15 protein-coding genes and 1 pseudogene are annotated in these 20,231 nt (G+C 59.6%); 1 reads left to right on the top strand and 15 read right to left on the bottom strand.

The annotated features are described in order from the left end of the window. The first annotated feature begins 228 nt into the window (after nucleotides 1-228). Nucleotides 229-1,020, top strand: a complete 792-nt coding sequence (locus H8B13_RS18360; RefSeq protein ID WP_187312288.1) for an HpcH/HpaI aldolase family protein — start codon at nucleotides 229-231, stop codon at nucleotides 1,018-1,020. Nucleotides 1,021-1,843: 823 nt separating this feature from the next. Here the strand turns inward: H8B13_RS18360 and H8B13_RS18355 are convergent. The 15 genes and pseudogenes from H8B13_RS18355 to H8B13_RS18295 form a co-directional block, all read right to left on the bottom strand. Then, nucleotides 1,844-2,881, bottom strand: coding sequence for a replication initiation protein (locus H8B13_RS18355; RefSeq protein WP_187312287.1), 1,038 nt, complete (start codon nucleotides 2,879-2,881; stop codon nucleotides 1,844-1,846). A gap of 956 nt (nucleotides 2,882-3,837) precedes the next feature. Continuing rightward, a complete protein-coding gene (locus tag H8B13_RS21360) occupies nucleotides 3,838-4,020 on the bottom strand; it encodes a hypothetical protein (protein ID WP_261990446.1) in 183 nt (60 codons plus the stop codon). 70 nt (nucleotides 4,021-4,090) lie between these two features. Beyond that, entirely contained in the window at nucleotides 4,091-4,261 is a 171-nt protein-coding gene (locus H8B13_RS21355) for a hypothetical protein (protein WP_261990445.1), read from the bottom strand. A gap of 5 nt (nucleotides 4,262-4,266) precedes the next feature. Next, a pseudogene (locus H8B13_RS21350) lies at nucleotides 4,267-4,431 on the bottom strand (NAD(P)-binding domain-containing protein); the annotation flags it as partial. A 355-nt stretch (nucleotides 4,432-4,786) separates the two neighbouring features. After that, the gene (locus tag H8B13_RS18345; protein ID WP_187312286.1) at nucleotides 4,787-5,107 is read right to left on the bottom strand and encodes a hypothetical protein; all 321 of its coding nucleotides are present in this window, start codon (nucleotides 5,105-5,107) and stop codon (nucleotides 4,787-4,789) included. Then, nucleotides 5,104-5,910 carry a ParA family protein gene (locus H8B13_RS18340; protein ID WP_187312285.1) on the bottom strand — a complete coding sequence of 269 codons (807 nt, stop codon included), beginning with the start codon at nucleotides 5,908-5,910 and terminating at the stop codon, nucleotides 5,104-5,106. Before H8B13_RS18340 ends, H8B13_RS18345 begins: the two co-directional genes overlap by 4 nt. Nucleotides 5,911-6,725: 815 nt before the next feature. Further along, complete coding sequence (locus tag H8B13_RS18335; protein ID WP_187312284.1) at nucleotides 6,726-8,012, bottom strand: lanthionine synthetase LanC family protein; 1,287 nt, start codon at nucleotides 8,010-8,012, stop codon at nucleotides 6,726-6,728. A 59-nt stretch (nucleotides 8,013-8,071) separates the two neighbouring features. Further along, entirely contained in the window at nucleotides 8,072-9,052 is a 981-nt protein-coding gene (locus H8B13_RS18330) for a T3SS effector HopA1 family protein (RefSeq protein WP_187312283.1), read from the bottom strand. A 14-nt stretch (nucleotides 9,053-9,066) separates the two neighbouring features. Continuing rightward, the gene (locus tag H8B13_RS18325) at nucleotides 9,067-10,191 is read right to left on the bottom strand and encodes a phosphotransferase family protein (protein ID WP_187312282.1); all 1,125 of its coding nucleotides are present in this window, start codon (nucleotides 10,189-10,191) and stop codon (nucleotides 9,067-9,069) included. Nucleotides 10,192-10,262: 71 nt separating this feature from the next. Beyond that, nucleotides 10,263-11,141: a hypothetical protein gene (locus H8B13_RS18320; RefSeq protein WP_187312281.1), complete on the bottom strand. Its 879-nt coding sequence runs from the start codon at nucleotides 11,139-11,141 to the stop codon at nucleotides 10,263-10,265. Nucleotides 11,142-11,191: 50 nt separating this feature from the next. Then, nucleotides 11,192-12,763 (bottom strand): S8 family serine peptidase, encoded by a 1,572-nt coding sequence (locus H8B13_RS18315; RefSeq protein ID WP_187312280.1) that lies wholly within the window; start codon nucleotides 12,761-12,763, stop codon nucleotides 11,192-11,194. A 12-nt stretch (nucleotides 12,764-12,775) separates the two neighbouring features. Further along, complete coding sequence (locus H8B13_RS18310; protein ID WP_187312279.1) at nucleotides 12,776-13,135, bottom strand: protease pro-enzyme activation domain-containing protein; 360 nt, start codon at nucleotides 13,133-13,135, stop codon at nucleotides 12,776-12,778. A 525-nt stretch (nucleotides 13,136-13,660) separates the two neighbouring features. Further along, on the bottom strand, nucleotides 13,661-14,980 hold the full coding sequence (locus H8B13_RS18305; protein WP_222841473.1) for an ATP-binding protein: 1,320 nt from the start codon (nucleotides 14,978-14,980) through the stop codon (nucleotides 13,661-13,663). A 35-nt stretch (nucleotides 14,981-15,015) separates the two neighbouring features. Next, nucleotides 15,016-19,005: a DUF4157 domain-containing protein gene (locus H8B13_RS18300; RefSeq protein ID WP_187312278.1), complete on the bottom strand. Its 3,990-nt coding sequence runs from the start codon at nucleotides 19,003-19,005 to the stop codon at nucleotides 15,016-15,018. Between the two features lie 72 nt (nucleotides 19,006-19,077). After that, nucleotides 19,078-20,229: a contractile injection system tape measure protein gene (locus H8B13_RS18295; protein ID WP_187312277.1), complete on the bottom strand. Its 1,152-nt coding sequence runs from the start codon at nucleotides 20,227-20,229 to the stop codon at nucleotides 19,078-19,080. Nucleotides 20,230-20,231 lie beyond the last annotated feature (2 nt).

Here is a 20,231-nt window from a genome sequence, read left to right as displayed (position 1 = left end):
GTTTCTTAAATCCTCCCTCGAGAAAAGTGCCTAGCGCGGTTATTTCCAACCGGACCTATTTTACCCACTGACGTTTCTCAAAGCCCCGGCGGAAGGGGGCTACCCTTGCTACGCTCGCTGGGCGGCCGCCTGCGTGGGGAACCTGCGAGGGGCAGCCGGGGCACGGGTTGGCGCGAAATCGCCATCTTACGCAGGCTACCACCAGACACCGCACGCAACCCGACTTACATGCTCAACCACCTACGCGCTAAACTCCAGCAGGGCACCCCCACGCTGGGCACCTTCGTGCAACTCGGGGATCCCGCCCTCATCGAATGCCTGGCCCTGGCCGGGCTCGACTACGTGGTCCTCGATCTGGAACATGGCCCCAGCAGCCTGGCCGGAGCCGCCGCCCAGATCCTGGCCGCCGAGCGCCATGGGCTCACCCCGCTGGTGCGGGTCAAAGAGGCCTCCCGCGCTTCCGTGATGAACCTGCTAGATCTGGGCGCCCAGGGGCTGGTGATTCCAGCCATCAAAACCGTGGAGCAGGTCCGGCGCCTGGTCCAATACGGTAAGTACGCGCCCCTGGGCGAGCGCGGCTTTGGCCCGTCGCGGGCCTCGGCCTTCACCTACGCGCCCGAGCTCCGCGACCTGGGGGCGTACCTAGAAAGCTGCAACCGCGAGACGCTGCTGCTGCCCCAGTGCGAAACCCGCGAGTGCCTGGAACAAGTAGAGGAAATCGTGCAGGTGGAAGGCGTCGATGGTCTCTTCATTGGGCCCTTTGATTTGTCCATCGCCCTGGGCGTGCCGGCGCAGTTTGAGGCCGAGATCATGCAGGCGGCGCTGCAGCGCATTCGGGCCGCCTGCCAAGCGGCGGGCAAGTACTGCTTCATCTATGCCGACCGGACGCGGGCCCGGCAGCGGCTGGGGCAAGGCTTCCACAGCGTGGCGACCAGCATGGACACGGTCGAGCTCATCCACGCCTACCAGGGCCTCGTGCGCGGGATACGGGGGCAAGCACCGGAGGGCGTCTCGGGGTAAGAAAGGAAGGCTACACCGTAGAGCCCAACGGGAGGGTCGAAAAGCAGGGGCTACCGCCCCCGCGGGTCGCGCAGCCGCGAGCAGAAGAGCGCTCCTGCCCCATCACGGTAGCTGACCTAATAAGTCATGGGATTACGGACCCTCCCTCCTCCCCTCCTGTCTGCTCCTAAAACTCCCCCTAATTGGGGCCAAGAAGCTGGGCCGGAAACAAAGCGGCGCTTTTCTTTCTGAACCGGCTTTGCTGGCCCTTGCCCCGCCATCAAGAATAAACTGAGGGGGCAATTGAGCGCCGACCAGCTATTTTCAGGGACAGCACCTTGGGTTCTGTTCGTCCTAGACCTACTCCGGCTGGTAGGGGAGCAAGGGGGGAACCTATCGGGTGCCAGCCGACAGGTGTCGGTCCTCCAGCGGAAGAAAAGGCATCTATAATTTCTTCCATTTCAGACGGAAGCGGAGGATCTTGGCCGACCACGGCGGTGAAGCTGATTACGGCTTGGACGGGTGCTTACCAGCTAACGGACTCAAAGCACAAAAAACATCTTCTACTGCTAATAAAAGTATATTTCAGCACAAAACCTTATAAATGGTTTATACCAAAATATACTTTTAAGAACACCCGGGTTTCCAGCGGTAGACTGGTAATTTTTTTAAGACTAATACTTTCCATTAGTTATATACTAAACCGTTGTCTCTCGGAAAGTCTAGTTTACCTTCTTCCGCTTCTTATTCTCCCTTGGGTGGGGGCTAACTTCGCTTTGTAGGCATGCACCGCCCCCAGTAAGAGCCGAGGCGGCTAGACTGGCACGCTCCCCCGCTAGTTGCCTTACTTGAGAGTAGGATACAGGCCCGGGAACTCCGTCTTGAGCAGGTTAGTGGCCACCCCGCCCAGGTTATCAAACACCTTGTTGCCAGCCTCAAAGTCGCGCAGCAGCGGGTGGCTGACTTTCATGAGCTTGGCAATGCGGGCCTCGTCGTCGCCCATAAAGTCGAGCACGTGCTGAATCTGGGCCGCCGTCATTTTCAGCTTCTGCAGGCGGGTGACAATGCGCTGCTGCAGGGTGGGCAGCTCGGCCGCCAGGGCCAGACTCATCTGCTTTTCCCCGGGCCGGGCTTTGCTGCCCGGCCGCGCGGCCGGCCCGGGCCAGCCTTCCTCCCCGAGCTGAGCCAGGGGCTTGGGAATGGTAAAGCGTACGCCCTTGACCTTTTTGCCTTCCTTCAGGGGCTGGTAGACCACCACCCAGCCCAGGGAGTGCAGCTCCCGCAGCGCGGGCTCAAGCACGTAGCGCTTAAAGTCGTAGAACAGAGTGTAGGTCACGTCGTTGTCGTCGCCCAGCACCTGCTTACGCAGGGTCTCGAAGTCCACTTCCCACAGGCCCACGTCATCCCAAGATTTGAGCAGCCAGTACAGGCGGTGGGCGTGGGCGGACTTGAGCGTGAGCAGGGTCTCGATCTCCACGTGGGTGTACTGCTCGGCTAGCTGGAGCAGGAAAGGCTTGATCTCGGGGGCGAAGTTGCCCGTCAGGTAGCCTGTGCCCTCGTTCAGGTCAATGTAGCTGATGATGGAGTAGGCCGTAAAGCGCTTCTTGTTGCCGGTCTGGGACTCAATGCTGACCACCTTGGACATGAGGCTTTTACAGGCGTCACGAATGGTCTCGTACACGCTCCCCCCCTTCTTTTGGGTCATCACCCGGCTCAGGGGAATGGAGATGCCGGGCAGTTCGGTCTGGTCCTGGTGAATGCAGCCCAAAGCCAAGGCGAAGATGCGCGCCTCCACGTGGGTCAGCTTCAGCGGGGCCCGCACCAAGGCGTTGGCCTGGTAGGCGCGCGGGTAGAGAGCAGCGGGCGACGGGGGGGGTAGCATAGGTAGAACGGCACGGGGCAGGAGCCGAAGATAGGAGAAAAAGCGTGAACACAAAGTACCCTCACGCAACAGCCGGCAGCGGGTGCCATTTTTCACGTAGATACTCTTGTTTAGCTCGACCGGTGCCATTTTTCACGCATTTGGGCCGGTCCAGGGTCAGAGTGCCGTTTTTCACGCACATGGTGCCATTTTTCACGTAGAGGTGCCATTCTTCACGCTACAGAGTGCCGTTTTTCACGCACATGGTGCCGTTTTTCACGCACATGGGTGCCATTTTTCACGCTACAGAGTGCCGTTTTTCACGCAGATAACGGTCATTACTTGCTGATTAGCAAATGGTTACGTCGCTCTGAATATAGAATAGTAAAGAATAGCTTAAGAAGACGGAAGAGGTTCCGCTTTTTTTTTGAGAAAAGTGGGGGCAGAAAGAAGCTAATGAGCCGGGGCTAGCCGGGCAAAAAAAGCTCTTAGCGGGGTTCTGACGCCCGGGGACGGTCCAGGAGTGAAGCGGGCGAACCACTTGGCGCGGAGGGTATTATCTCCCCGGGCAATTGCGTGAAAAATGGCACTCCGGACCCGGGGCGGCATCCCCCCACCGGCTAAGCCCGCATCTACGTGAAAAATGGCACCACTCTAGGGGTAAAGGTAAGAACAGATCCGCCGCGATGAGCACCGGCGGCGGGGCTGTCGCCACGGCCGCTCTGGGCCGGCGACCCGTGGGCGTATTCGTTTTCCCGGCGGCTGAGCGGGTTCAGGAGCCCGCACCCAGCTAAACCTGGGAAACCAACCGGTAGAAAGCAGCACGCTTTTCCGTTGTCGAAGCTTGACGCGGAAAACCAGGGGCGCTTCCCGCGCGCACACCCCAACCAGTCCGTAATCTAACCGAGCCGCGGCAGCGCGGTTGTTTAAGCGCCGAAGACTAGCGGTCTGGCTGCCACCTTCGGTCCCCACCCCGGCTACTTGAGCTGGATGCCTGGCGCCGCCATTTGCTTTGCCTGCTCGGCATGGTTGGTCGCGAATTGGGCGTGCTGCTCCGGCGTACGCTCGCTGCCCAGCTCCGCCAGGAACTGCTGCCGCCACGACTCGGCCTGGCGGCCCGCGTCCACGGCGTCGAAGCCCAACTCCTCTACCAGGGCCATCACCTGGTACTTCGAGGTGGGCGGCGATGAGGTTGTTGAACACTTTCACCCCCGGCCGGCCCAGATGCCGCTACACCCATTCGCTCTCGGTGAGCGCGCCGCTTGCCAGCTTGGGTATCTGGCCATCGCGCAGCAGCGGGTAGGGGTAGTAGTTGCTCGTGTCAATCACGGGCACGTCGGCCGGTACGCCCGCAAACAGGTCCTTCGGCAAATCGGGAATGTTGCGCAGGGGGATGGTCACGACGATCAGCCCGCCGTGGCGGGGGTGGCCCCGGTTTTCTGAGCCACGTACCTCAGGGTTTCGGGGCCCCGGGAGTTGGCAATCCGCACGGCGTGGCCGCGGCGGGTAAGCCGCAAAGCGAGGGCACTGCCGATGTGGCCGGCCCCAATGATTCCAAGGTTTATGGCGGGTGAGCGAAGCGAGTAGTGGAGAAACTCCCTGCTTTACGCCGGAGCCTGAACGAAGACCATCCGGCCGACCACTTGTTTTCCCGCGGACTAGGGGGCGGGTTAGATCAGTCGGCCCAAGGGAGCGGTTAGATAAACTGCTCCTCCCCTCCCCTACCGCCCCCCCCCTGGCCCCGGCGGAGGCTTCCTGGGCCGGGGCCAGGGGGGGGCGACAAGATCCGGGCCGTCAGCCGTCCAACTCCGCTGCAGCCCCTTGGCCCCCCGGAGGTACGCGGGGCTGCCTTCGGCGCCGGGAAGGGCCAGCCGAACCAGTCCCTACCCTACCACAGAGTTGTCCGGCGGTTGGCGACCCGCCGTCTTAGCGCAGCTTTTTGCTGCTGCGCAGCAGCTTCTCCAGCGCTGCCGGGGGTAAGGGCTTCTCGGCGTTGGGGTAGTTTTGAAGTTCCTTGGTCAGGGCCGCTTCCGTTACTTCCTTGAACAGGAAGGCCGGCTCCCAGTATTCGGCCTGTTTGAGCTTTAGGTAGGTCTCGCGGGTGACGGCCGTGGTAAAGGAAACCCAGACGGTCTCCTCCTCGGCGGGTGGCGTAGGCGCCGCGTCCGGGGTCGGCTCAATGCGTTCGGTGATGGAGGCGAGGACCTTGTTGCCGAAACGGGGCTTGCTTTTGCTGCTGTCGCTCATAGTCGGGAAAGAATTTCGCGGGTGAGGGCCTGGTAGTCCTGGGCCCCGGCCGATTGGGGCGCCCAGGTGTAAATATTCTCTTTTTCAATCTGGGCTTCCACCAGACTCACGTTGGGCCGGATGGTGGTCTGCATGACCAGGGGGCCAAACACGGGATGGGCCTCGAGCAGGTTGACCATGTCACGCTGGGCGCGGCGGCGATCACTGCGGTTGTACTGGGTGAAAAAGAGCCCCCCCACTTTCAGGGTTTTGTTCAGGCGCTTCTGCACCTGCTGGCAGACCTCAAGCAGCCCCACCAGGCCCTCAATGCCGTAGTACTCGGGCTGGGCGGGAATGAAGACCGCGTCGGCGGCCGTCAGGGCCGCGTAGGTGAGCTTGCCCAGGCCCCCGGGCGTATCGATCAGGCAGAAGTCAATCTCCTCGACTTCCTCCAGCACCTCGCGCAGGGCGTACTCCGCGCCGGGTTTCTTGCTGATGCGCTCCTCGACTTCGGACAAATCCGGGGAACTGGGCACCAGGTAGAGCCTCTCCCCTACTTCCTGCACCACATCGGATAAGCTGGCTTGCCCCAGCAGGATGGCTCCGATTGTTTGGCCCTCGGGCGCCCGGTAGGGAAAGCTCTGGGAGAGATTGCACTGGCTGTCGCAGTCCACCAGCAGGACCGTTTTACCCGCTTGGGTCAGCGCGTAGGCCACGTTCAGGCAGGAGGTAGTCTTGCCCGTGCCGCCTTTGTGGTTGGAGAATACAATTGTCTGCATGGGGGCAATGTAGACAATGGGCACCACATAGACAATTAATGTCATTCACTCTATGGAAACAATTGTTACTATTTTATAAATAGTAACAATTATAACTATTTTATAAATATTTATAATTGCTAGCGCAGCGGATAGGTTTCCCCTTTTCGTTTCTTGTTACCGACTGCCCCGAATCGGTTAAAGCAAGGCTAGGTGGGAACAATTTCAACAATTAATACAATTATCGTAATAGTTACCATAGTAGTAATTACTACTATAGTGGATCTTGCCTACAGGGTGCGCTAACTACCGGTCTCTCCTGCACGCGAGGGGATTCGCCTAAACCGGTTCGAACAGTTAGGCAAGCGCATCACCCGAAATGTCCGGGAGGAGCGGGGGGGGGGACAAACGGGTAAGCCGCGGAGGAGGCAGTGACGGAGAGGTAAGCACCGGCGGTATCCCCATCGGCTTTTCCCGGAAAAAGGCACCGATCAGCCCGCGGGACTAGGAGGGCTAGCGAGTAAGCATCCGGTCGGTACTATTCCTGCTGCGTGGGCCCGCGCTGAGCACCCGCGAGGGGGGCAGCGTCGGTCTCAATAGCCGGTGAAGGGGATGCGCGAATTACTATACCCCTACGGCAGCAGGCACACCCCGGGAATTGTCATAATTAATACAATTGCCACAATCTTTATAATTATCATAATTCTTAAAATTATTGCAATTATAGCATTAAAGCAGGTAAAGCGGAGTGGAAGCCGCCGGACGGCGGCTTCCACTCCGCTTTACCTGGTCGATAGGCAGAGGGAATTTCGGCGCCTAAAGAGGGAGGCACCAAACAACCTGGCGGTCGCGTACGGAGAAGTTGAGCTATGGGAAGCACATCATCTCAGTAGCACAACAGATGGGTACAACTGGGGGTTCGTCAGGCGCAGGTAGAAATACCCAATGCCAGCCAAGCCTAGCATAAAGTCGGGCAGCTGATACGCGTTATACAAGCCGGTGGCCCATAACTCCGTCGTTCGGTAGCGTTCCTGGCCTTCCCGGCCGATAGCCGCTGCCTGCTGCTGGTACTCAGAAAGGGCTAATACGTCGGCGGCCACCAGCAGCACCTCGGCATTACCCGTCAGCCCATGACAGAGCGAAAAATTCTGCTGCTGGTCCCAGATCGAATGCGCAGCGGTGGTCTTTACGGCCGTTATGGCCTCGGCCTTCAGGTCGGGATGGAGCGTTAGTTCATAGCCACGCAGGCGGGATAGCGCAATGCCGGGTGCCCCGTGGCACCAAGCACACGAGCATGTGGGCCCGGCCCCATACCCGCCCCCATGGGCCGGATCTGGGGCATCGGTTAGCCGGAAATCGGGCCAGTTTTGCTGTTGCTGGTCGAAAAAACTATTCTCGTAGCGCAGCCCTTGGAAAGCGGCTTCTTGGTAAACGGGGTTCTGCGTGAAGGCGTACGCTTCCAGCAGCGCATTTACGATGCCAGCTACCCCATGGGCAAAGCCAGTTAGGTTGGGATGATCCCCGCCGGCAATGGTGTTCCAGGACCAGCCCCGCGCTGACCGCTCGACTTTAGTGACCAACAGATCAGCCAGCCGGACGATAAAAGAGCGAAGGGGAGGGGAGGGGTACTCCCTTTCCAGTTGGATGAGCGCCGGAATAGCCCCGGCGGCCCCATCCACCACGTCCAGGCCGGAAAGGTGCAGGTCTAAGGTCGTCACGTGCTCCAGCAGCTGGCACCCTTCCCGTAGTGTCTTCTCATCGTGGAGCCACTGGCCCACCCGAATGGCGGCATAGGCCACGCCCGTGCGGCCGATAAAGAAGCCCAGCGCCGCCTGGGGGGCAATTCGTGCAGCGGTAAGCAGGGCATTGCGCAAGGTGCCAAGGGCGGTTTGGCGAACGAGGGCATCGTTGGTCGCCTGGCCGAGGGCGGCTAAAAAAAAGCCCACCCCCGCCGCGCCGCCGTAGAAATCCGCTTCCAGCGCTTTGAAGTAAGGTTTAGGGTAGGTAAAGGCGGGGTCGTTGGTGGAGGTCAAAAAGTTGCACCGGTCCCCGTGCCAGATGGCGTCGCGGCACAGGCTCCGGCCGATATCGGCCGCCGTTTCCAGGAAGGATCCGCTAGCGGCCGGAGCAGCGGCAATGGCAGGGGGCGTAGATAAGGCATTTTCCATAAAGCGGTAGAGCACCCGGGGGCAGAGGAAGGGAACGAAGAATTGCGGGGCTGGGGAGGCTACGCGAAAGCCGCGGGAAAATGGTAAGGATAGCGGGAGCGAGGATTAAGATAGGGGTGCTCCAACGAAAGTCCAACCTGCTCCAAGACCGCCTGCACGCGCTCGGCATAGTGGCTGGAGGGAAGCTGGGCCTCTACCGCATTGGCAATGCCTTGGGCCAGCAGCCCACACCGACTGGTGCCAAAGCTTTCGTTGGGGTTGGACGGGCTTTCCGCGAAAGCCAGACCGGGCATCAAGCAGCGGGTAAATAGCGGCACGGAGGAACGCAAGTGGGGGGCAAAATGGCTCACATCATCGGCCAGTAGCTTAAGCACGAAGCTTACTAAAGGCTTTTGGAGGTAGAGCACCGCCGAATCGTTGCGGCCGTACAGGTCAGGGCGATTGAGGCATTTGAACTGGAACGGTACCCGATACGCATTGAGCGTCTGCGTTATCCAAGCGGTCAGCGGAGCGGCCCCGTCGGCGGTCAGATGGAAGTAAATCCGGGTTTGAAGCGCTATCGAATCGTCGCCGGGGGTCTGGCCAAAGACGAAATAAAAACCGCTCTTAGCGTCCCGGTGCTCGGCGCGGGCGAGGAGCCGGAGAACGTCCCCCGGTTGCACGGGGCCCCGCTTCGGGGTGTCGAACACGTATTCGCCCGGATACAGCATGCGCTTCTGATTGCCTTTGGTAGCGTACGCCACCCCCGCCTGGTCGACCTCTTCCACTGTCCACGGCAGGTCGAAGCGCTCGGCAGAGTGATTATGACGACGTAATCGCTCCTCAAACGATAGATCGGGTGCCGCCGCGGGTAAAGCAGCTGGCGCATCGTCGGCGTGGTAGAAATGCTGGTACAACACCCCTGCCAGGGTGGGGCGTAGGTTATCCGGTGCAAAGTCAACCGGCGTTGGCACCCGCGCGATCTTGATTTGTCGTTGGGCCGAATCAATCAGTACACTACCCAGAATAGTGTCAAGTTGGTGCTGGTAGGAGGTCGCCATAGCCGGAAGAAAGGTTACAGTCCCAGGACCTGCCGAATGGCCTCATCGGGTGAGCGGAGCATATTCAGGCTAAGCTGCAGCAGGCGGGCACTGTGGGGCGGCATGGCTGGGGCTTGTTGAATGCTTTCGTAGCAGGTATGAATCAGTTTCAGCGCACAGTAGCCCACGGTTTTTTGCAAGTTCTGGCGCGTTTCTTCAGCCGACCATCGCATGCGCTGCGCGTATACTGCCCAGAACTGCCGAATGGAAGGCTGCATAGCTTCTAAGGAGAAGCCGTAGGTATTGCTAGCAGCAGGGGGCTGGGCCGCTGGGGGGGAGAGGGGCTCGTGCACTACCCAGTAGAAAAGATAGCTTTGGAATACAGCGGCCACATCCCAGCAGGGGTCACCAATATCAGCAGTTTCCCAATCGATCAGCCGCAAATCGTAGCGATTCGTTTGCAGAGCGTCCCGATGAATCAAGAAGTTGGCTGGCTTTATATCGCCGTGCGTCAGACTGCTGATCTGCCACTGGTCGCGCACGGCCTGCAGCCGCTGCATGTAGTCGTGGTTGTGCGTGATCAGGTGAATCATCTGCCGTTCCGCTTCGCTTTGCTGCGGGTTGTAGCTGGCGAAGTTGGAGGCACTCCATATGAACACTACCGGTTGCTGCCGCCGAAACAGCCGGAAGCTGGGCAAATCCTGATCGGCGGTAATGGTGCGTTGGTGAAACGAGCTGAGTAGCTCGGCCTGGTGGGTGGCCAGCGGAAGTGGAAACTGCCGCTCTTGTAAGTAGAAGTCGTGGAGATTAATGCTTCCGGGTACCGCCTCGGTGATGAGAATGTGATTGGGGTGATCAAACTCAATAAAGCGGGGCAAAAAGGTGTTAAGCTGTGCATACGCCGCTTCGTTGTTGGCCAACCAATAGCAGGTGGCTTCGGTGCGGAGCGTTTGCGTTTTCTCCTGATCCCAATTCTGCACCTGCTTGACAAACAACGCCCGATCTGCCCCATCATCGGATTCACTATCCCGATTAATCAGGTAGTTAGCGTTGCGGCTGGATGTCTGGTGCGCCGTAAACGTGCCGTCCAGAATGGCATGAGGAGTGAGATAACCTTTGTCCAGTAAATAATGGGCGATGTTAAATCCAGTTAGCAGCATGCACGGGAAGAGCAAGAAAAAGGGCGAGCATTGGTGATCGGTACCAATACTCGCCCTTTTTTAGTTAAAGATTAGTACATCATATAGGGATTGAAAGTCCCGTAGTAGCCGCCCATGTTAGGATCGCCTTGCCCACCCATAAAGCCGCCGCCGGGCTGAGCGATAGTGCCCCCCCCAATTGTCCCGGTTGGCCCAGTGATGGTACCGGTGGGGCCCGTAATGGTAATTGTAATGGGGGGGCGTGAGGTGAACTGGCAGGGTATGCCGCCGCATATAATCGGGTGGCAGGTTTGCGGCCCGCACAAAGTTCTTAAGCAGGTTTGCGGCCCACAGGCCGTTCTCAGGCAGGTGACTGGCCCACAGGCAGTTCTCAGGCAGGTGAGAGGTCTGCATATCGTCCGGACCGAGGTCTGCAACACCGGCCCCGGACAGTTGGGGCCAATCACCGTCCGGACGGGTTGTACGCACTGAATGGCCGGTACCGTCGCCATGAACTGTCCGCCGCCCTGGCCGCCACCCGCGGGGTCGAACTGTCCCCCGAAAGCGCCTGCCCCGCCCATGGCATCGTAGCCCCCCCCCATGGCATCGTAGCCCCCCCCGTATTGGGTAGCGTACTGCTGCATCAGGTCACCTTCCAGGAAGGTGGTTCTCGGGCGATTCGCCGCTTTGGGGTCGCCATAGGTGACCACCACATCGGAGCGGAGCCAGAGCTTGCTGCCCCCCAGGGGCGAGTCGGCCTCGCTTAACTTCACGGCATGTACAATCGCGTCTTCCGGCACTTCCACGAAGTTGTTTAAACTTTCGTCGGAGTATACCCGAAGGTGGCCGCTCTCCGACGACCGACCGATAAAGCCTTGCAACAGCGTTAGTTGGTCCGTACTGCGTAGGTCGGGGCGTACCTGCTCGATCCATTCGTCGTACTCGAACCTACTTTGTCCTTGGTTTTCCATGGTATATAGTGTTTGAAGTGGGGAATAGGTATACTGCTGGAGGGAGGTAGTTAAGGGCTGATTCCCAGCAGCATGTCTTCAAAAGCTTGGTACTCGTCCATCGTCAGCTTCAGCTTGCCAGGGGTTAACAGAGGTGATGGTAGGGGCTCAGCCGGGGTCGTAAGGGACGCTACCCCGGTGCCGGGGGGCAACACCACGGCCCGCAGGCGGGCGAGCATGGTCGCTTTGTGGGCATCGGCTAGTCCGGCCCCGGTGGCTAGGTCGGGGCCAACTCCCGTTACTCCGCCGGTGCGCGGATGGCTGGCGCCCAGGGTCACGTCGATGGCCGTCCGCTGGAGAATGGCGCGGGCGTCGGCCGGCGTGAGCGGGCCGTTGGCCTGCTTCATCAGCGCACAGATGCCCGCTAGCTGGGGGGCCGCGGCCGAAGTGCCGCTAAACGCGGCCCAACCATCGTAGGATAACGTCTGGTCCCTGGCGGGATGGACGCCGCCCGCGCCGCCCGTATCAATCTGATTCCTGGGCTCTACCGGCAGCATGATGTACGCGGCATGGGGTTGCATGCCCACCAAGCCGGATACATCCGGCACGTTGCGACCCGGAAAAATCAGGCTGGCAAATCCGCTGGCGTAGTCACTGGCTCGGAGCGAGCCATCGGGCTGCAGGAAAACGCCCCCCGCGGCAATAACGTCGGGATGCTGGCCGGGAAACCCAAAGTGGCCGTTCCCGCCCGAGCACACGACGGTGATTCCCCGCCGCACCGCGTCGGCGACCGCGGCGGCCAAAACGTTGTCGTCGGAGCGGAGCGGACCGTTTTGGATATCCGACCCCCAACTGCAGGAAATGATGTGCGGATTCAGGGCGACGGCCGCGTTGAAGGCGCCGGCCGAATCCACGAAGCTCATCTTGACCATCGTAAAAGCCACGTCCGGCGCGACCGCCAACAGGTTGGCTGACTCGCCCGTGCCGTGGCCGTTTTCATCGCGGTCCGGGGCGGATGCGCCCGGCCCGAGCACCACCGGGTTGATCCGGTAGCCCCGGGCCACGAAGTAGGGATGCTGGTACCAACCCGAATCGACCATTACCGCATGGATGCCCCGGCCCGTAAATCCGGCGCGGTGGGCGCGGTCGGCATTGAGCCCGAGCGATACGTCGCCCGGAATCCGGAGGTGCCAGTAGCCTACGGGCGGCGCAAACTTGTTGGCGAAGTAGTAAACCGGCCGGTTCAGCGATACTCCTTCGAGCACGTCCGCAAAAGGACTGCCGCCCGGGTCGATCAGGCCGGGCACATCCGTGCTAGGCGAGTCAAACATCTCCGCCGTGGTCTCCTGGCCTTCTTCCTTCACGACGGGTTCCTCGCGGCGCGTAATCTTGGTTTTGAAGGCTTTTTCGTATACCTCCAGGGGCGCCGCAATAGCGATAGAGGTACTGCTGACTTGTAGCACTTCGAACCCACTGGCCTGCAGTTGCTGCACGGCCTGAGCCGTCAGCTCTTTCTCGGATCGAAAGGCCTGCACGGTGTGGGGCCGAATTTCGGCCGGGTGCGCGCTGAATAACGATTTACCACCAATGGAATGCACGGAAGCATGGGCAAACAAAACTTTGCTTTTCGTTACTTTTGCCATAATGCTAAATGCTTAGTTAAAGTATTGGCGGGGTTCAGCAAATACTATTGTCTGCAGGCAGGAGGGTGCCGTGGCCGGAATAAGGGCCGGGTGGTCGGGGCGGTAATACGTTTGGCCAGCCTGCTCATAGGCGCTAAGGTGGATGCCAAAAACGGATTCGAATTGTTGCTTTGTGCCCGATACGGAGAGCGTTATGCCAGCCTGTTCAACGCGAAAGCCAGCTTTTTTCATAAAATCTACGGCCTGCTCTGTCGCGGCCTTAATAGGCCGCACATGGTCTACTTGCTCGGCAGTGGCCGTCGTGCTGGCTGCCGATTGACCGGACGGGGCTTGCAGCACTACCTGAGCATATATCCGTTCCGTTGATTCCATAGCTGGCGTTCGCTAGTGGCCTGGTGCAATGATTCTCTCCATTCAGGTGATTGGCTGGTAACTATTTAATCATCAAGTGGCTGCTCGGTTTATAGGGCCAGTGTCTTACATAACCAAACGCCGCAGGCGTCGCCTCGGCGTTTGGTTTGGCTATTTACCTCAGGGAAACAACCCTGCGCCGGGTCCGGGAGCAGGCTCAGAAAGGGGCCTGCTTTATCTAGGGGTATTACTCCGGTAGGCTTCCAAGCTACGGCTGGAACGGCTGCGGCACATCAGTGCCAACACTGAAAGTATGGGGTGGCAAAGATGGCAGGCCTTGCTCCGGGGCCTTATCTAGCGGATCCAGTAGGCTTGGACCCTGGGTTTGCTTTTGCGGCAACCTTGTCAGTCCGTTTACCCGGTGTTGCCTGAACGTCCCAGCAGGTCTCGCTTTCCTCTCCCGCGGGGAGTGCCTGTGCATGGCGCGGGCAGGGGCCGCAGGACTGCGCGCGCTGACCACCGGAAGGTAGCGGACGAACTCAGAACCTAAACTACTTTTCCCTCTTTCGCATACTCCCGCAGAATGCCCTTCTCCAAGCGCGGGAGGGTAAGAAGATAGCTTTGATCTGCTAGGGCCTCAATGGCGCAGTAGTGGGCCACGTTTAAAATGCCGGCACCTGTGAGTTCGTAGCGCGCCGCCACCTGCAGCCAGTCAACATCATCGGCGATTTGAAGCTGGGGTGGGAAGGTGCTGCGCCAGATGCGGAGCCTTTCCTCGGCGCGCGGCATGGGAAAGTGAATAATGGCCTGGAACCGGCGCACAAACGCATCGTCGATGTTGGCGCGTTGGTTGGTGGCCAATATGACCAGGCCATTATAGCTCTCAATGCGTTGCAGCAAGTAGGCCACCTCCTGATTGGCGTACTTATCATGGGCATCCCGAATGTCGGTGCGCTTGCCGAAGAGGGCATCGGCTTCATCGAAGAATAAGATCCAGTCCTTGTTTTCGGCCTTATCAAAAAGGGTGGCCAGATTCTTCTCCGTCTCACCAATGTATTTGGAAACTACTCGGGATAAATCGATGCGGAAAACGTCTTTATTCGTGCTTTTTCCCAGCAGGCTGGCCGTTAACGTCTTGCCGGTGCCCGGTGGGCCGTAGAAAAGGGCGCGAAACCCGGGTTTGACTTTCTTGCGCATACCCCACTTATGCAGGAGCGTTTCGCTGTGCGTCATCCAGTGCTGAATTTCCTGAATCTGCTGCAGCGTATTTGGGTGGAGCACCAAATCATCCCACTCCATCGCCGTTTGGATGTGCTCGGCCGGAAACTCCATACTAAACGGGGGAAGGCTGACCGTACCCGTTATGAGCAGCTCCATAACCTCCGCATGCGGGATAAGGCGGCCACTCAGGTGCGGTTCGCCCGGCTTCGGACCTTCCAAGGCAATGATGCGTTCTTGGGCAAAGAAATGCTTGGGGCTCAATAAGTCGTACAGCGCCAGGCGCTTTTGCAGGTCATTTCCCGCCAGAATATACAGTGCCGTTTCGCCCGTCGGCAGCAGGCCGCGGTGGTTGGCGCCCCGCACGCCCCCAAACTCCGGAAACTCCCCGCCATCGGGGAGACAGTCACGGATTAGTGCATCAAAAAATCCTGGCTGTAGATGCGGGGCCAGCGCTACCATTAGATATATGAGTTCGACTTCGCTAAGCTGGGTCTGGGCTACCAGCGAGGTGAAAACCGTGGCTTCGTCGGCATCAAACAACGGTAGGGTGGGGGGCTCGGTAGACGACTCACCCGGTGCCGAGGTCAGGCGCCAGACGGTATACGCCCGCAAATACTCCAGCGCCAAAGCAAGGTTATTCATCATACCGCCGCATCGGTTAAACTACTCGATCGGTTAAACTACTCGCCGGGGCCTCTAAAATCAGCCCCCACCTGGTTGGTATACCTCGTGTCCCGGCTGCCTAGGCTCAGGTTAGCCTTCAATGACATGAGCTTAAACGTAGTCAAATTTCGGTTCCAGTTTTCGCGGGCCGGCTGGGTGATGTTGTTTCCTGGAGTGTTGTTTTTGCCGCCAAAGCTCCAGTGTTCCGCAATGGCCGGATCATGGTCGGGGGAGGCGTGCGCTACGGGAATAACCGCCTCGCCGTTTAACGTCTGGGTGTAGCCGTGGCTGGCTTCTAGCGCCGCCGAAGCCTGGCTCAAGAATTTGTCCTTGCTACCCGGCACCAGTCGGCCGGGCAGCAAACGAGCTTTTATGCCCGCGCGACTGGAAGCGGTATCCGAGTAAAGCGTCTCCCGGATGTACTCCCGATGATGAAATTGGGGCATCAACACGAAGTTGACGCCACTTCCCACCAGGGTAACTAGGTTGGATGAGTGCCGGAAATTATGGCGTCTCCAGCTGGTGCCCTCCCCGGCGTACGAATGCGTGTTGGAGCCGCCATTCAGGGTGGTAGTGGTGAAGGAAAGGGTAGTGACCCCGGCTTCTTTACTTCTTTTTAGAACACTTCCTGAGCTGCTAACGCGCTCAAAGCCATTGGCCTGCAGATTCTCAATCCAGCTACCGGGAGCCACTAGCAATGGCGCCGCTACCGGAGCCGCGCCTGGAGTGGCGGGAGCATCGGCCGGTTCTTTTTCGGATGGCTTGCTGCCTTTCGGGTTCAACTGCCCCACCACAAACCAGCGGCCGCCTCTGGCTTCCACGTCCAGGGATTGAAACTGATACCGAATTCGAATAGCCGTCAAAAGGGGCCGAATCACTGCTGCGCCAATCTGGCGGCCCGAAATGGCGTTCACGACGGCTACCGCCGCGCTCAGGCCGGCTTCCAGTCGCTGCGCCGGATCCTTTGGCACCCCCGCCCCGACTATTGCTTTGCCCGCTTTGTGCAGCAGTTTGGCCGCCGGCTGCAGCACCTTATCCACGACAAAGCCTAGGGCCCGATCAACGGGGGTTTTGAGCTGCTTGATGATGGTGCGCACTTTGTCGGCTAAGTTGCCCAGCCCCAGAAGCTTGGCGAGGAAGTCGATGCCGGCCACAATGGCGTTTTTCAACCCAAAAATCACCTTCGACGCAATGCCGCCGATGTTGCCCTGCACCGCCATCTCCACGCCGTCCAGAAACGCATTGACCAAAGCCACAATGCGCTCGATGTTATCCATCAGAAAGGTGATGCCGGCATAAATGGCCTGCGCGGCTTTGATAAAAGCTCCCGCCGGGTTGAAGAGCGTGACGATGTAGGCCAGCACCTTCTTGATCGTCTCGTAGAGCACCGTTTTCTTGATCTTCTCGAAGATCTCCTCCACCGTATTGGCCAGCACCTCTTTGATATGCGTCCAGAGCGCCCCTATGTCGGCGCGGGCCAGCTGGATCAGCTTGTTGACTTCCTGGGCGCCTTCCACCCCTTTTTCGAGGGCGGCAAACACGGGGTCGCCGAGGCGCTGGCGGGCAATGTCGCGGAAGTTATCATAGGTCAGCCCGATGACTTGCAGGGCTAAGCGAAACAGGCCGGCCGTATCTAGCTTGGGGGGCAATTTGGTGCCGGCCCCGCTAACTTTGCCCCCCAGCCAGGCAAAGAAGCCCTCGATTAGGAACGTGTCGAAGTTCTCGACAAAGGTGGCAAAGCCTTGCTTGATACCGGCCGCCAAATTCTCCAGAAACCGGATAGGATGCGCGAGGATGTCGCCAACCACGTGCGCGACGCGCACCAGCACGGTCACCAGCAATTCGCCCAACCGATAGATCGTCAGGGCTACTTCCTCGATGAACTCCGCCGCCCGCTGAATCCAGGTTTTGCGCACGTCCTCGTAGATTTTATCGAAGACTTGGCGCAGCGAGTCCACGTCTTTCTTGTACGACTCGGCCAGGCTGCGGGCCAGCTCGGTCTGCTTTTCAGCCACGCCCGACTCCAGGTTGGCGAACTGCACGCGGTAGGTTTCCACGGCGTCGCCGACCAACGTCTGCTGCTTGGTGCTCAGGCCGTTGTAAAAGCTCTCGGCTTTCGTTTTACCCCGCTGAATAGCCTCCACGGCCTTGTTCAGATCGTCGGCAATGCGCTGGGCAATGGCCCCGATCGTGAGGTCCATGGCATCGATAAACTTGCGCTTCTCGGCCTCAAATACCTTCTCAATCGCTTCGGTATCCTCACCGAAGAAAAAGGCCTTCACCCCCCAGCCGTGAATGGCATCCAGCTGCTCTTCCACCCGCTTCTCAAAGGCATCTTTGGCATCCCGGGAGTCCTTTTCAAACGTGTCTTCCACGTACTTGCCCAGGGCGGTAAAGATGGCTTCCACCTCGTTTTTGGTGCCGTTATAAATCGTTTCCAGCTCGCCTTTAATGCGCTTTTGCTCGTCCTTGTCGGCTTTGTCGTGCTCACTTTGCTTGGTAAAAACGGTCTTGAATCCTTGCCTGCGCAAGGCGTACATCATCCCAAAATCGGCCTTGGCATCTTTGAGGGCCTGTTGCTGGGCGCCGCCGATTACCTGTTGCTCATCGGCCCGATACGTTTGGGGCGCCGCCGCGGCCTGGGCTTGCGCACCTTTTTTGGTGGCGAGGGCCTGCTGAAACTTGGGCTCATTGGAAGCGGCAAACTGCTCTTCGGTGTTGTTGTTTTTGGCCATCAACGCATCCAGCGACTGGCTGTCCTTCGCCAGCGAGATTTCAGCGTCCGTTCGGGGCTTGGGCGCGGCCGCAGCCGGGTCGATGGGTGGGGGCTTGGCGCCGGCTTTTTCTTCCACCAGGGGTTTGGGCTGGTGGGTTGGCTGCTGGCTGTCGGGCGGCGTGGGCTTGTGCGTTTCGGCGGTGATGGGCGCCGCGACGTTTTTGTTTTCTTCCTGAACTTGTTTTTTGACGTTGTTTTTGATGCCTTCCAGCGGCTTTTCGTGCTTGAACCGCTGCGCGTCGCTCTTACTGTGGGGTAGCTTTTTTTCCAGCTCGCTCAGCTGGGCCTGCAATAGCTTTTTAAACTGCGCGGCCGTGAATTTTTTGTTGGCGTCCTTATTCGTAGCGGCCGTTTGATTGATGACGTCCAGGTGCTTTTTGCGGTCGTTGTAAGCCTTCTGCTCCGCCACCGGCAGGTGCGCCGACGCAGCCACCGCCGTGTTTTTCACCTCGGGCGCCTTGTGTCCTTGCTGGGCCTTTTTTACTTGCTGGGTTTGGGTAATTACCTTCCCGAACTCCGGGTCTTCCTGCGGCGTTTTGGGCGCCATCTGAACTGGTGCTTCCGCCTCCTGCGCTTCGTCGGTTTTGGGGCCTGGCTGCGGGATAGTTTCGGGCCCAGCAGCGCCCGGCACCTGCGGCTTGGTCTCACTTGATTTGCCCCCCAGCGTCGGCGTTGCAGGGGTAGCCGGCTGGGGTTGGGCAGGTGAACGATCAGCGGGTTCGGTGGGCGTAACCAGGGGCGTTGGGGCGGATAGCTCCTGGGGTTTTAACCTTACCGCGCCTTCCTGCCAGGCGTGTAAAAGTCCTTGGGCCAGCAAGCTTTTCCCGGGGCCCGCAGTCGGTTGAAATTCGCCCTGGCCCAGAAAGATGTGCTCCTGAAAAACCACCGCCTGCGCTTGCAGCTGCTTATTTAGCTCGGTGGATTCCTTATCCCGGTGCAATCGAATCGCGCTGAAGTCCGCCGACAGGTGCCGCTCGGCCTCCCGCCGAAAGGCCTCGGGCAAGGGCGTCCCGCTCCCCGGGAGCGGGGCTGTACTGGCCCGCCCCTGCACGACTACATCGGGCCGATCAGCGGCCGGGCGCAGCACTTTGTGCGGAGGATGCGTGTGGGTGGCGGGCTTGGCGGGCCGGAAAAAATCGCTCCGGCCGGCTTGCTCAAAGAACGGCTGAGCCGTCCGCGTGGCCGCCAACGGGGGAGTGACATGGACCGATTTTGCCGCCTTGATTTTCATCTCTATTTCGGCCTTTATTAAACAACTATAAGTCGAAAGGCAGCACGTGATTATTGTCGCATTATAAATTGTTTACGTCCACTCCACCCAGAGCAAGCCGGGCATCCAGGGTAGCTGTAACACGGCCCTATTCCAGGGCAGCGATGCAAGCAGAATATCGGGACCTCGCTGCTCCACCTGCAGCCGCCAATCATCGGGGGGGTGGCGGGAAAGCTTGCCGGGGCGCTGCATAAAGGTGGCGCGCAACCCGGCAGGGGAGGTGTGTTTGAGGGCTTGCCAGTGCTGGACCACGGCTTCCAGCAGGGCCATGCTTTCGGCTTGGTCCGTTGCACTCAGCTCCACTGCCCCACCAATCGGCGTTTCGAGCGCCAGTCCGCAGAGAATTTTGGGCAGCCCCAGCTCATACTCGGGCGCTGTCACGGCGCCCGTCGCCAGATAATGCAGCAAGGCCAATGCGCGCGCTGGCTGTACCAGGCGCTCGTTCTCCACCACGCCCAGCTTCTCGAAAAATCGGGGCAGGAAGGGATGCAGCAAGACCAGCCCCGCATCGTCCACGTAGATAGCCTCGGCCGCCGGTTCAGCTTGGTCAGGCTGCGTAGACGGGGTGCCAAAAGGCTCTTCCAAATCGGCCGGCTGCTTAGGTTCGTTAAGCGGGAGGTTGACTGGCGCTACTAGCCTCAGCAATTGGGCCTGGAAACTTGGTGAGAACTGCTCGCTGAAGCGCTGTTGAGCGTTTTTCGATGTTAGCAGCCGCTCAATTTCTGCCTTGTAAGCGGCCGATACTGCGGCCGTTAGCACGGCTTTCTGCACGGCTTGTTCCAGCGTTTCCCCCGGGGCCAGCCGAAAAAACCAGGGCAGCTGACCAGTCTCTAAGAAGTGCAAAAAAGCCCCCCAGGTAGCCTGGGCCGTGGTTTTTAGCTGGGCTTCCGCATTCCCGGTGGTAGCGGCCGTGGCGGCTTTTTCCCGGAGTGCCGTTGCCAGCGCCTGCTCCAATGCCCCCGGCAAGGCCTGCTCGAGCCGCTGCAAGTCCAGCGCGCCCAACTGTACGTCCAAGTACTCAACATACAGGTGGGCCTGCGCGGGCGCGCACCGCTCCAAGGTGCGCTCCAGCACGGCCGGCAACCAGTGCTGGCACAGCGCGGCAAGCTGCCGCTGCACCGCCAGCCCTTCCGCCTCCGTGCCGTTCATTTCTACGTGCACGTATTGCTGCCGAATGAGGTGCATGA

This window comes from Hymenobacter sp. BT188 (assembly GCF_014333585.1).
Classification (GTDB): domain Bacteria; phylum Bacteroidota; class Bacteroidia; order Cytophagales; family Hymenobacteraceae; genus Hymenobacter.
The sequence above is the reverse complement of the archived record's forward strand: the minus strand, read 5'-3'. Positions and strand labels throughout refer to the sequence as shown.

Bases quoted from the DNA above. Each gene is read 5' to 3' on its own strand.
- H8B13_RS18345 (WP_187312286.1), bottom strand. From the start codon at position 5,107: ATGAGCGACAGCAGCAAAAGCAAGCCCCGTTTCGGCAACAAGGTCCTC.
- H8B13_RS18310 (WP_187312279.1), bottom strand. From the start codon at position 13,135: ATGGAATCAACGGAACGGATATATGCTCAGGTAGTGCTGCAAGCCCCG.
- H8B13_RS18340 (WP_187312285.1), bottom strand. From the start codon at position 5,910: ATGACATTAATTGTCTATGTGGTGCCCATTGTCTACATTGCCCCCATG.
- H8B13_RS18295 (WP_187312277.1), bottom strand. From the start codon at position 20,229: ATGCACCTCATTCGGCAGCAATACGTGCACGTAGAAATGAACGGCACG.
- H8B13_RS18320 (WP_187312281.1), bottom strand. From the start codon at position 11,141: ATGGAAAACCAAGGACAAAGTAGGTTCGAGTACGACGAATGGATCGAG.
- H8B13_RS18325 (WP_187312282.1), bottom strand. From the start codon at position 10,191: ATGCTGCTAACTGGATTTAACATCGCCCATTATTTACTGGACAAAGGT.
- H8B13_RS18330 (WP_187312283.1), bottom strand. From the start codon at position 9,052: ATGGCGACCTCCTACCAGCACCAACTTGACACTATTCTGGGTAGTGTA.
- H8B13_RS18300 (WP_187312278.1), bottom strand. From the start codon at position 19,005: ATGAAAATCAAGGCGGCAAAATCGGTCCATGTCACTCCCCCGTTGGCG.
- H8B13_RS18335 (WP_187312284.1), bottom strand. From the start codon at position 8,012: ATGGAAAATGCCTTATCTACGCCCCCTGCCATTGCCGCTGCTCCGGCC.
- H8B13_RS18360 (WP_187312288.1), top strand. From the start codon at position 229: ATGCTCAACCACCTACGCGCTAAACTCCAGCAGGGCACCCCCACGCTG.
- H8B13_RS21360 (WP_261990446.1), bottom strand. From the start codon at position 4,020: ATGGCCCTGGTAGAGGAGTTGGGCTTCGACGCCGTGGACGCGGGCCGC.
- H8B13_RS18305 (WP_222841473.1), bottom strand. From the start codon at position 14,980: ATGATGAATAACCTTGCTTTGGCGCTGGAGTATTTGCGGGCGTATACC.
- H8B13_RS18355 (WP_187312287.1), bottom strand. From the start codon at position 2,881: ATGCTACCCCCCCCGTCGCCCGCTGCTCTCTACCCGCGCGCCTACCAG.
- H8B13_RS18315 (WP_187312280.1), bottom strand. From the start codon at position 12,763: ATGGCAAAAGTAACGAAAAGCAAAGTTTTGTTTGCCCATGCTTCCGTG.